Raw genomic sequence first — 11,293 nt, forward strand, 5'->3', positions numbered from 1 at the left:
CCCCTTCCTCACCGGCCACCGTGTGCTCCGGCATCAGTTCACCGGGACGGCACGGGCGAACCCGCCGTCCACCATCAGCTCCGCGACCGTCTCCAGCTCCGGCGGGCTGCCCGCCAGCCGGAGCAGGAAGGCGTCGAAGTCCTCCCCGCAGGGCAGCAGCAGGCGGGCCACCCGCTCCTCGGGCGGCTCGGGCGCGGCCGAGTCCCGGGCGTCGTCGTACGGGCAGAACCAGACCGACCCGATCCGCTCCCCGCGCACCTTGACCGCCAGCAGACCGCCCTGGACGTAGCTGACGGCCAGGTAGTCCTTGGTCAGGTGGTCGCGCAGGCACTTGTTGGCGTACACCAGGTCATGGGCGCCGTACTCGTCACTGACCGTCAGGAAGGGCTGGTCGAGCAGGATGCCGTACTCGACGTCCAGGGCGACCCCGGCCGGGGCGCGGCCGCCGGCCAGCTTCAGGAAGCTGCGGTAGGCGGCGGGCAGCGGGTGGCCGAGCCGCTGCTCGGCGCGCTGGACCTGGTCCTCGGCGACGGCCAGCGGGTCCCCGCCGTCCTTGGCCAGCGAGAAGTGCACCGGGCGGTGCTCCTGGAGCGGCCGGGTGCCGCGCCGGCCGTGGTCGGCGGTGGAGCGGGCCAGCCCGCCGTGGTGCCGCAGCAGGGCCTTGACCTCGACCGGGATCAGCTCCATCCGGCGCAGGCCGGGGGCGGCCCGGCCGACCACGTGGTGCCAGGTCCAGCCGGGCGGGGTGGCCACCGCGGTCTCCAGGTCCGCCCAGAGCCCGTGGCCCTGGGTGTAGAGGGCCGCGTTGGCCGAGACGTAGTCGGTGAGCCGCAGTTCGTCCACGCCGAAGCCCTCGGGCGGGTCGGCCACCTCGGCGGCGGCCACCGCGTAGGCGCTGAAGTCCGGGTAGCCGTACTCGTCCACCCGGACCCCGGCGGGGTGCTGGGCGGCCCGGACCGGGTCCGGGAACTGCACCACCTGACCCGCGTACGCCGAGTTGGGCGCGGCGGCGGTGGCGGGCCGACCTGTCGTCATCTGGGTGCCCCCACACTGGCTGAAGCAGATTTGCTGGGGTCCAGCGTAGGGGGTGCGGGCGGGGGGTCGTCCCCCCGCCCGGGAGGTTGTCGCGCGCGGGGCGCGGGCGGTCAGATCCGGGCCAGCGCCTTGGCCAGGGTCTCGGCCACCCGCTCCTGCTGGGCCTCGGTGATCTGGGGGTACAGCGGGATGGTGAGGATCTCCCCCGCGGCCCGTTCGGCGACCGGGAAGGCGCCCTCCGGGTGGCCGAGGTGGTGGAACGCGGGCTGCCGGTGGACGGGGACCGGGTAGTGCACGCCGGCCCCGATCCCGGCGGCCTGCAGCTCGGCCAGGACGGTGTCCCGGCCGCGTTCGATCCGCACCGCGTACAGGTGCCAGACGTGCTCGTTGCCGGGCAGCGTCCGGGGGGTGGTCAGGCCGTCGAGTCCGGCCAGCAGCCGGTCGTAGCGGTCGGCGGCGGCGCGGCGGGCCTCGTTCCAGGCGGGCAGCCGGCGCAGCTTGGCGCGCAGCACCACGGCCTGGAGGGTGTCCATCCGGGAGTTGAAGCCGAACCGCTCGTGCACGTACTTGCGCCCGGAGCCGTGGTCCCCGATCAGCCGGACGGCGGCGGCCAGGGCGGCGTCGTCGGTGACCACCGCGCCGGCGTCGCCGTAGGCGCCGAGGTTCTTGCCGGGGTAGAAGCTGGTGGCGGAGATCCGGCCCCAGCTCCCGGAGAGCCGGCCGTCCTGCCGGGCGCCCTGGGACTGCGCGCCGTCCTCGACGACCGGGCGGTCGCCCGCGAGGTCCAGCAGCGGCCGCATCGGGGCGAGCTGGCCGTTCAGGTGGACCGGGACGACGGCGGCGGCCCCGGGCAGCGCCTCGGCGACCCGGGCCGGGTCGATCAGCAGGTGGTCGGGGTCGACGTCGACCAGCACCGGGCGCAGCCCGGCCCGGATCACCGCCTCGGCGGTGGCCACGAAGGTGTTGGCCGGCAGCACCACCCCGGAGCCGTCGGGCAGGTCGAGGGCGCGCAGGGCCAGCTCCAGCGCGTCGGTGCCGTTCGCGACGCCGACCGCGTGCCGGACGCCGGAGAACGCCGCGTACTCCTCCTCGAAGGCCACCACGTCGGGGCCCTTGATGTACGCGCCGCTCAGCAGGACCCGGTCGAAGCCCTCCCGGACCTCCTCGGCGATCTCGGCGTGGGCGGCTTGCAGGTCGACGAGCGGGATGTCGGTCACCCGGGGGCTCCTCAGCTGGTTGTCCGGCCCTCGGGCCGGGGTGGATGGGCGTCCTTGGGCGGCTCCGCCGGCTCGACGAGCAGCGGGAGCGCGCCGCCGGCCAGGCAGGCACCGGTGGCCGCGTCCCACTTCCAGTGGTGGCGCGGGCACTCGACCAGCCCGTCGGCGATCACGGCGTGGCTCAGGTCCTCGCCGGCGTGCGGGCAGTAGCGCTGGAGCCGCAGACCGTCGCGTTCGATGGTCTCCGCCCTCGCGCGTTCGCGGACCAGTTGCCTGGTCTGGGCGGGCCGGTGGCCGTAGCGGAGCAGGCTGAGCAGGGTGAGGTCGAAGACGTCCGGGTCGCGGTGCAGGCTGAGCCGCATGGACAGCAGCGCCTCCTCCCAGCCGGTCCGGCCGTCCAGGACGGCCCGCAGGGCGCGGGCGGGCACCCGGATCACGTACGAGGGGTCGACCGGTTCGTCCTCCAGCTCGACGTGCTCGGCGAGCTCACCCAGGGCCAGCCCCCAGGCGGTGCCGTCGGCCTCCAGCCGCAGCCCGGCCCGGTAGTCGGCGAGCAGCGGGCGGTTGAGCCGCTGCAAGCGTTCGAAGTGGGCCTCGACCTCGGCGGCGGTGACCGGTTCGGCCGGCTCGCGGTGGTGGGCCTCCCACTCGGTGCGGCGGCGCTCGCGGTAGTCGGCGAGGTAGCCGTCGGGGTCGTCGTGCCAGCGGCCGGGCGGGGCGGGGGCGTCCACCCGGTCGCCGGGGGCGGTGCGGATCACCTCGGTCTGCGGGCAGGCCGCGGCGAACCGCTCGGCGACGTCCTCCCAGTGCGGGAAGATGGTCCGCTCGCGGTCGTTGAAGCGGGCCAGCTCCGGGTCGAGGAAGCAGGCCGGGCCGGCCGACGGCAGGTAGGCCGCGGCGCCGGTCAGCCGGACCTTGCGGACCAGGGTGTCCAGCAGGTCGGCGCGGACGGCCGCGGTCTTGGCGGCCATCGTCGCGGGCGGGTAGTCGTAGGCGTTCGGGTACCACATGGCGCCGGAGTACTGGGCGGCCAGCAGGTCGACGTCGCAGGGGAGTTCGGACATCGGGGTGTTGCAGTCGTTGAGGTCCAGGAAGCGGTAGCCGCCGAGGTCCAGCAGCAGTCCGCTGTCCTCCTTGTGGCTGGTGTCCAGCAGCATGGTGGCGGTGCAGTCCGGCCCGAGCCGGTACTGCTCGCGGTGGCCGAGCCGGACCTGCTCGCCGAAGCCGAGCGCGGCGAGCCGCCGGCCCGGCTCCCCGGTCCGGAAGCGCGGCACCAGGACGGTGGTCTCCCGGGAGAGCTGGGCGAGCAGTCGCTCGTCGAAGTGGTCCTCGTGGGTGTGCGAGACGTAGAGGTAGTCGTACCGCCCGGCGACGACCTCGGGCAGCAGCTCGCGGTTGTCGGGGTACGGGAACCAGGCGTCCAGGAAGGCCGGGTGGAACCAGGGGTCGATCAGGATGCGCAGCCCGGCGTGCTCGACCACGAAGCCGGCGTGCCCGAGGTGTCTGATCGACGTCCCGGCCGGCAGCGTCACCCGATGGCCTCGCGGAGCGCGGCGACCACCCGGTCCTGCTGGTCCTCGGTCAGCGAGTGGTAGAGGGGCAGGATCAGCGAGCGCCGGGTGATCAGCTCGGTGGCGGGCAGCGGCAGCCGGGCGGTGCCCTTGTAGGGCGCCTCCAGGTGCGCGGCCATGATGCCGCGGCGGGCCGAGACGCCGGCGGCGGCGAGCGCGGTCAGCACCTCGGTGCGGTCCGGGGCGCCGTCGGGCAGCAGCAGCCAGCAGGCCTGGAAGTTGCCGGTGCCGTGGGCCGGGTCGGCGACCAGGCCGTCGGCCAGCGGGCCGAGCAGTTCCCGGTAGCGGGCGGCCAGTTCGCGCCGGCGGGCGACCATCGCGGGCAGCTTGCGCAGCTGGACCAGGCCGACGGCGGCCTGGATGTCGGTCATCCGGTGGTTGAAGCCGATCTCGTCGTACGTCTCCACCACGCCGGCCCCGCCCGCGGCGGCGTGCCGGTCGGCGGCCGAGACGCTCATCCCGTGCTCGCGCAGCCGGCGCAGCCGGGCGGCGAGGTCGCCGTCCTGGCAGGTGACCATGCCGCCCTCGCCGGTGGTGAGCAGCTTGCGCGGGTGGAAGGAGTAGGCGGCGATCCGCGCGGTGGACCCGACCGGCCGGCCGCGGTAGAGCGAGCCGGCGCCGCAGGCGGCGTCCTCGACGACGGTGATGCCGCGCGGCTCGACCAGGGCGCGGATCGCGTCGAGGTCGACCGGGACGCCGCCCTGGTCGACGGCGATCACGCCCTTGGTGCGGCCGGTCAGCGCGGCGGCGACGGTGTCGGCGGTCAGGTTCCCGGTGGCCGGGTCGACGTCGGCGAAGACCGGCACCGCGCCGACGTAGGTGACGGCGTTGGCGGTGGCGATGAAGGAGAGCGAGGGCACCACCACCTCGTCGCCGGGGCCGACCCCGGCGCCGATCAGGGCCAGGTGCAGCGCGGTGGTGCAGGAGGACACCGCGACGGCGTGCTCGACCCCGAGGTGGTCGGCGAAGGCGCGCTCGAACTCGGCGACCCGGGGGCCCTGGGCCACCCAGCCGGAGCGGACGGCCGCCGCGGCGGCCTCGGCCTCCTCCTCCCCGAGCCAGGGCAGCATCACGGGAATGGTGGGCGTCGCGGGAATGACGGACACGGGGATGCTCCGGAAGGACGTGACGGGAAGGGCGGGGTTACTGCTCGCGCCACCAGGCGACCAGCTGGCGCAGACCCTCGTCCAGGCCCAGCTCGGGCTTCCAGCCCAGGTCGCGTTCGGCCGCCGAGATGTCGGCCAGGCGGCGCACGACCCCGCCGGCGGTGCCGCGGGCCGGGCCGTGCTCGACGTCCAGGTCGGTGCGGTCCATGGCGGCCAGCAGGGCGTCGGCGAGGCCGCGCAGGGAGACCTCGGTGGAGCTGGCGATGTTGTAGACCCGGTCGGTGACCGGCGCCTCGGCGGCCAGCAGGTTGGCCCGGGCGATGTCCTCGGTGTGGACGAAGTCCATGGTCTGCGCGCCGTCGCCGAAGATCAGCGGCGGCTGGTCGCCGGCGATCCGCTCCATCCAGCGGATGAAGACCTCGGTGTAGCGGCCGTGCACGTCCATCCGCGGGCCGTACACGTTGAAGTAGCGCAGGGCGACGTAGTCCAGCCCGTACATGGCGTGGAAGCTGCGCAGCAGGCCCTCGTTGAAGACCTTGGCGGCACCGTAGAGGGTGTCGTTGTGGTACGGGTGCTGGGTCTCGGGGGTCGGGAAGGTGTCGGCCAGTCCGTAGACCGAGGCGGTGGAGGAGGCGATGACCTTCCTGACGCCCTTCTCGGCGGCGGCCTCGACCACGTCGAAGGTGCCGTCCACCATGATCTCCAGTGCGAGGCGCGGTTCGGCGGCGCACTGGGTGATCCGGATCGCGGCGAGGTGGAACAGCAGGTCGGTGTCGTCGCCGAGCAGGTCGCGCAGCAGCGCGCGGTCCCGGATGTCGCCGTCCACCACCCGCAGTTGCCCCGGAGCGGCGGCGGCCTGCGCGGCGGCGAGGTTCTCCGTCCGGCCCCGGACGAAGTTGTCCAGCACGATCACCTCGCGGGCCCCGCCCCGGACCAGCTGGTCGACGACGGTGGAGCCGATGGTGCCGGCCCCGCCCGTGACCAGGCAGCGGGAGCCCTCAATGGCGACAGCGTTCATCGGGCGACGGCCCTTTCCTGAGCGGTGATCAGTTCGGTGTCGTCGGCGCCGCCGACCGGGACGGTGGCCCCGCCGAGCTCCAGGCTGCGCGAGGCGGCGTGCAGCAGTTGCAGCACCCGCAGGCCCGAGCGCCCGTCGGTGAGCGGGGCGCGGCCCTCGGTGATGGACGCGGCGAACTCGCCCATCACGTTGCGCAGGGCCTCCTGCTCGACCAGCGCGGGGGCGACCATGTCGCCGACCCGGTACGAGATCAGCGCCCGGTGCCGGATGGCGTCGGTCAGCTCGTCCGGCGGGGTGAGGTCGACGCCGCGGTCGTGCACCGCCAGCCGGGCCTGCGGGTTGAGGTCGTCCCAGACCAGGGTGCGGCGGGAGCCGCCGATCAGGGTGGTCCTGACCTTCGTCGGGGAGAGCCAGTTGACGTGGCAGTGCGCCAGCGCGCCGTTGCTGAGCCGGACCGTCAGGTACGCGACGCAGGCCCGGCCGGCCCCGATCGGGTCGGCGCCCTGGGCGCTCACCCCGACCGGCTCGACGCCCGGCGGCAGCACGAAGTCGAGGATCGACAGGTCGTGCGGGGCGAGGTCCCACAGCACGTCGACGTCGGGCTGGACCAGGCCGAGGTTGATCCGGACCGAGTCGAAGAACTGGACATCGCCGATCTCGCCGCCGTGCACCAGCTCCCGGATCCGGCGGACCACCGGGGTGTAGCAGAAGGTGTGGTCGCACATCAGGACCAGGCCGCGCTCCTCGGCGAGCTCGACCAGCTCGGCCGCGTCGGCGACGGTGGTGGTGATCGGCTTCTCCACCAGGACGTGCTTGCCGGCCTCCAGGGCCGCCCGGACCAGCTTGTAGTGCGCCGCGGCCGGGGTGGCGATCGCCACCGCCCGGACCCGCTCGTCGGCCAGCACCTCGTCGAAGGAGGTGGTGGTCCGTACCGTGCTGTACTCGCCGAGCACCCGGCGGGAGCGCTCCTCGTCGAGGTCGCACAGCCAGTGCAGCCGCAGCCCGGCCGTCTGCTGCGCGTTGCGGACCAGGTTCGGCCCCCAGTACCCGGCGCCGACCACCGCCAGTCCGATCCGCTCGACCGGCTGCGGCTCGGTCACCCCCGGAGTCGGCACATGCTCACCAGGCGCCTCGTGCGCCACATCCCTGGACCCGCTCGCCACTGCAAGACCCCCCTTGCCCCGGCCCCGGAAGCCTCCTCGCCCCGGCTGCCTCTGCTGCCCGGCGAAGCCCTGGCACAGGCCGCTCTCCCCACGGCCCGACCCCTCTGACCTCGCAGTGGAACGGTACCGGGCACCGCGGCCGAAAAGGGTCCGAATCCGGAAACCCGGTACGGCCCCGGCCCGGCGCGGCAGCCTGGAGCACACGCTCCGTACACCGCCGCCGGCCGGCGCCGGAGCACCGGCCGCACCACCCCGGGGCGCCGGGTGTCGGAGGCGTTTGGCAGGCTGGTCCCACCACCTCCGCGTCGGCCCCGGCCGGCGTCGGTGGTCACCATCCGTCAGCAGACCCCCGGCAGCGGAGAACTGCCGATGCGCCGAGCACAGCCGAGGAGCGGTCATGGAACACCCGGAACCCGGAACGGGCGAACCGGCCCCCGTGCTGCGCAACCAGCGGGACAGCCTGCTGCCGGCCGTCGCCGCCGCGCTGTCGCTCAAGGGCGGCGAGGTCCACACCCTGGCCGGCGGCAAGTCCGACCGCCCGCCGCTGCTGCACCCGCTGGTCGCCGAGTTCCTGGCGGAGCTGCCCGTCGAGCACCGGGAGCGTTTCCTCGGCCACTGCCCGGAGCCCGCGCTGCTCTCGCAGTTCCTGGCGGCGGTGGACGCCGGCCGGTCGAAGCGCGCGGCCCGCAAGCCGCTCGGCCTGGCGGAGGCGCGCAAGGCCCTCAAGGGCGCCCGGCTGACCACCGTACGGATCCGCGAGGAGGGCGACCCGGCGCACGGAACCCACGCACCGCCCTGCCGGTCCTGCACCCCGCTGCTCGACCACCTGAACGTGACGAGCGTCGCCGTCGGGCCCGCCGCCCGCTGAGCCGACGCCCCTCCCCTGCCCCCCAGTCACCGGAGTACGCCCTGAACCCGTCCGCGGTCCGCACCCAGCCCCGTTTCCCGGCCGACGTGGCCGCCGCCCTCAAGCAGGCCGGCTGGCACCCCGGCCGCTGGGAGATCATCCAGGCCGAGCAGTGGGCCGACGAACTGGCCGCCCACGGTGGGCCGCTGGACGTCCGGCACTCGGTGTTCCCCGCCGCCGTGGAGGCCTGGGCCGAATTCGGCGGGCTCTCCTTCGACCTGTCCGGGGCCGGTCGCGCCCAGGCCAGGACGCCGTTCCTGCTGGACCCGCGTTGCGGGCTGCACCAGCCCCGCACGCTGGCCGACCTCGGCCGCGCGCTGGACACCAAGGTCGCGCCGCTCGGCGAGGAGGCGTTCGGCCAGGCCCTGCTGGCCATCGACGAGGGCGGCCGGGTCTTCAGCCTGGACCACGCCGGCGAGTGGTTCCTCGGCCACTCCATCGACCAGGCCGTCAGCACCCTGGTCCTCGGCCTGCCGCAGGAACGCCTGCGGACGGCCGCCGGGACGGACTGACCCGCCGCCGCGTCCCGACTCCGGTCAATCCCCTCCCACCGGGCCTCCGTTGCCGCCACACTGTGCCGCACGCAGTGTGGAGCTCGTGAGGGGAAACCCGGGAGGTATCGCGATGAGCGTCCAGACGGCTGCCGCGCCCACGACGGCAGCACCGCCCGCCCACCGGCCGGAACGCCAACCGCTGTACGACAACGCCAAGTTCGCCGCGGTCGCGCTGGTGGTCTGCGCGCACACCTGGATGCCGCTGCTGGAGACGGACCGGACGGTCGCCGCCGCGGTGCTCACCATCGCGGCCTTCTCGATGCCGGTGTTCATCACCCTGTGCGGGTACTTCGCCCGCCCGAGACCCGGCCGGCCGCCGGTGGACGGCGGCCGGCTGATCTCCCAACTGGCCGTCCCCTACCTGGTCTTCCAGGTGCTGTACAACCTGGTCGGGATGGTCCTGGAGAAGCGGCTCGCCCCGATCCGGCTGCTGGAACCCCGCTGGCTGACCTGGTTCCTGCTCTCGCTGCTGGTCTGGCGGCTCAGCGTGCCGGTCTGGACGGCGCTGCGCCACCCGCTGCCGGTCGCCGTCCTGGTCGCGGCCGGGTCGGGCGCGATGGCCGCCTTCCCCGAGGAACTGGCGCTCGGCCGCACCCTGGGCTTCCTGCCGTGGTTCGTGCTCGGCCTGGTGCTGCGGCCCGGCCACCTCGCCGCGCTGCGCCGCCCGGCCGTGCGCCGCTGCGCACCGTTCGCGCTGGCGGCGGTGTTCGGCGCGATCTGGCTGGCCTCGCCCAAACTGCTGAACCCGGGCTGGGTGGAGTACACCGAGAGCGCCGCCGAACTGCACGTCGGCTACCCGGTCTGGGTGGCCGTGCGGCTCGCGCTGGCCGGGCTGTCCCTGGTCGCCGGCGCGGCGTTCCTGGCCCTGCTGCCCGGGCACCGCACCCGGTGGACGGCGCTGGGCGGCGCCTCGCTCTACGTCTACCTGCTGCACGGGCTGCCGCTGAAGCTCGTCCAGGCCTCCGGCGTCTACCACGCCCGCACGCTGCACCACTGGTACACCGCGCTGCCCCTGCTGGGTGCCTGCGCCCTCACCCTCGCGGTGCTGCTCGCCACCCCGGCCGCGGTCCGCTTCTTCCGGCCGCTGGTCCAGCCGCGGCTGGGCCTGCTGCTGGCGCCGCGGTCAGCCGAGCCGGTCCGGGCGGACGGCCAGGCGTGACGGCAGCAGCGCCTCGACCCGGAACCCGCCGTCCTCGGCCGGGCCCGCGCTGAAGCTGCCGCCGAGCGCCACCACCCGCTCCTGCATGCCGACCAGGCCGTTTCCACCGCTGGGCAGCCCGACCCGTTCGCGGCCGCCGTCCGCCGGGGCGTTCACCACCGCCACCCGCACCCCGTTGGGCAGGTAGCTGACCAGGACGTCCACCCGGGCGCCGCCGGCGTGCTTGTGCGCGTTGGTCAGCCCCTCCTGGACCAGCCGGTACGCCGTCCGCTCGGCCTGCCCGGAGTAGGGGCAGCCGTCCCCGCTGACCGCGAGGTCCACCAGCATCCCGGCCGCCCGGGACTGCTCCACCAGCCGGGGCAGCCCGGCCAGGCTGTCCGGCCGCTCGGCCTGCTCGACCGGCTCCGCCATCCGCAGCACCCCGAGGATCTCGCGCAGCTCGTCCAGCGCCTGCCGGCCCACCTCGCCCATCAGCCGGGCGCTCTGCTGCGCCCGGTCCGGGTCCCGGGGGATGGTCCGCTCCAGGGCGGCGGCGTGCACCACCATCAGGCTGACCCGGTGCGCGACCACGTCGTGCATCTCGCGGGCGATCCTGGTCCGCTCCTCCAGCCGGGCCCTGCGGGCCCGCTCCCTGGCCTGTTCGGCGAGCAGGCCGAGCTCGGCCTCCAGGCCGTGGGCGTGGTCCTTGAGCGACTCGACCAGACGGCGCCTGGCCCCCACGTACAGGCCGGTGACCACCGGCGGGACGGTCAGCCCGACCGCCACCAGCGCGGCCATCACGACAAACACCCACGTGGGCGGCAGCGGGGTCGCGGTGTCGCCCTGCTCCGGGGCGTTGATCGCGAACAGCACCATGCCGAAGGTCTCGACCAGGGCCAGCGAGGACAGCGCCACCACCCGCCGGCGGCGTGACGGCCACTCCCAGGTGGCCGCCAGCGTGTACAGCGAGACCACCAGCAGCAGGATCCCGAACAGCCCCGGCACGAAGACCAGGGCCACCAGCACCGGCACCGCCGGCCAGCGCCGCCGCACCACCAGGGTCGCCCCGGCCAGCGCCCCCGGCACGGCCGCCGCCACGGCGACCCCGACCCCCAGATGGAACCGGTCGTGCACCACCCCGTACGCGCCGAAGGCGCACTCCAGTGCGGCCAGCACGGCCAGCACGACGTCCAGCAGCGCGCTGCGGCGCCGCTCCCACCACCACAGTGAGTGGGCCGGCCCGCCCCCGTCAGGCGACTTGCTCATGGGGGACAGCCTACGGGCGGGCCCCCGGGGGGTCGTACCCAGTTCCCGGCCGCCGCGGCACACCGCCCGACTGTCCGCCATCCGGCCACTTCTCGGACGCGGCACCCCGTGCCACCTATGCTGGTCCGCGACGGACAGCGCGGTCCGCACCGATCTCCCGACCCGTCGGTGGGCCCACTTCCCGGCCGAAGGTCGGGCGTGAGAGCCGTTGCCCGAACCCCACCACCACAGGGAGCCCGCCGTGACCGCTCCGGTCCCCACCCCGGCCGACAGCCAGTCCCCGTCCGGACACGACCCGGTAGCCGCCAACGCCGCACT

General features: G+C 74.8%; 10 protein-coding genes. 3 read left to right on the forward strand and 7 right to left on the reverse strand.

Annotated features, from left to right (window positions below; translation table 11 throughout):
* Window positions 1-33 precede the first annotated feature (33 nt).
* From ACIOFR_RS07935 to ACIOFR_RS07960, 6 genes are all read right to left on the reverse strand, one after another.
* Window positions 34-1,035: an SMI1/KNR4 family protein gene (locus ACIOFR_RS07935; RefSeq protein WP_400993354.1), complete on the reverse strand. Its 1,002-nt coding sequence runs from the start codon at window positions 1,033-1,035 to the stop codon at window positions 34-36.
* Between the two features lie 110 nt (window positions 1,036-1,145).
* Entirely contained in the window at window positions 1,146-2,252 is a 1,107-nt protein-coding gene (locus ACIOFR_RS07940) for a DegT/DnrJ/EryC1/StrS family aminotransferase (RefSeq protein ID WP_400993357.1), read from the reverse strand.
* Between the two features lie 11 nt (window positions 2,253-2,263).
* Window positions 2,264-3,784: an MBL fold metallo-hydrolase gene (locus ACIOFR_RS07945; RefSeq protein WP_400993360.1), complete on the reverse strand. Its 1,521-nt coding sequence runs from the start codon at window positions 3,782-3,784 to the stop codon at window positions 2,264-2,266.
* Window positions 3,781-4,929, reverse strand: coding sequence for a DegT/DnrJ/EryC1/StrS family aminotransferase (locus ACIOFR_RS07950; RefSeq protein WP_400993363.1), 1,149 nt, complete (start codon window positions 4,927-4,929; stop codon window positions 3,781-3,783). The genes ACIOFR_RS07945 and ACIOFR_RS07950 overlap by 4 nt, the downstream gene beginning before the upstream one ends.
* Before the next feature lie 37 nt (window positions 4,930-4,966).
* The gene (locus ACIOFR_RS07955) at window positions 4,967-5,947 is read right to left on the reverse strand and encodes an NAD-dependent epimerase/dehydratase family protein (RefSeq protein ID WP_400993365.1); all 981 of its coding nucleotides are present in this window, start codon (window positions 5,945-5,947) and stop codon (window positions 4,967-4,969) included.
* Window positions 5,944-7,047: a Gfo/Idh/MocA family protein gene (locus ACIOFR_RS07960; protein WP_400993368.1), complete on the reverse strand. Its 1,104-nt coding sequence runs from the start codon at window positions 7,045-7,047 to the stop codon at window positions 5,944-5,946. Before ACIOFR_RS07960 ends, ACIOFR_RS07955 begins: the two co-directional genes overlap by 4 nt.
* A 460-nt stretch (window positions 7,048-7,507) precedes the next feature.
* On the opposite strand from ACIOFR_RS07960, the gene ACIOFR_RS07965 reads away from it, so the two are divergent.
* From ACIOFR_RS07965 to ACIOFR_RS07975, 3 genes are all read left to right on the forward strand, one after another.
* On the forward strand, window positions 7,508-7,978 hold the full coding sequence (locus ACIOFR_RS07965; protein ID WP_400993370.1) for a YwqJ-related putative deaminase: 471 nt from the start codon (window positions 7,508-7,510) through the stop codon (window positions 7,976-7,978).
* An 86-nt stretch (window positions 7,979-8,064) separates the two neighbouring features.
* Window positions 8,065-8,529, forward strand: coding sequence for an SUKH-3 domain-containing protein (locus ACIOFR_RS07970; RefSeq protein WP_400993373.1), 465 nt, complete (start codon window positions 8,065-8,067; stop codon window positions 8,527-8,529).
* A 112-nt stretch (window positions 8,530-8,641) separates the two neighbouring features.
* The gene (locus ACIOFR_RS07975; protein WP_400993375.1) at window positions 8,642-9,730 is read left to right on the forward strand and encodes an acyltransferase family protein; all 1,089 of its coding nucleotides are present in this window, start codon (window positions 8,642-8,644) and stop codon (window positions 9,728-9,730) included.
* Here the strand turns inward: ACIOFR_RS07975 and ACIOFR_RS07980 are convergent.
* Window positions 9,695-10,975 (reverse strand): sensor histidine kinase, encoded by a 1,281-nt coding sequence (locus tag ACIOFR_RS07980; protein WP_400993378.1) that lies wholly within the window; start codon window positions 10,973-10,975, stop codon window positions 9,695-9,697. The two genes, ACIOFR_RS07975 and ACIOFR_RS07980, sit on opposite strands and share 36 nt — an antisense overlap.
* Window positions 10,976-11,293: the final 318 nt, after the last annotated feature.

The sequence above is a fragment of the Kitasatospora sp. NPDC088346 genome (assembly GCF_044740765.1).
Classification (GTDB): Bacteria; Actinomycetota; Actinomycetes; order Streptomycetales; family Streptomycetaceae; genus Kitasatospora.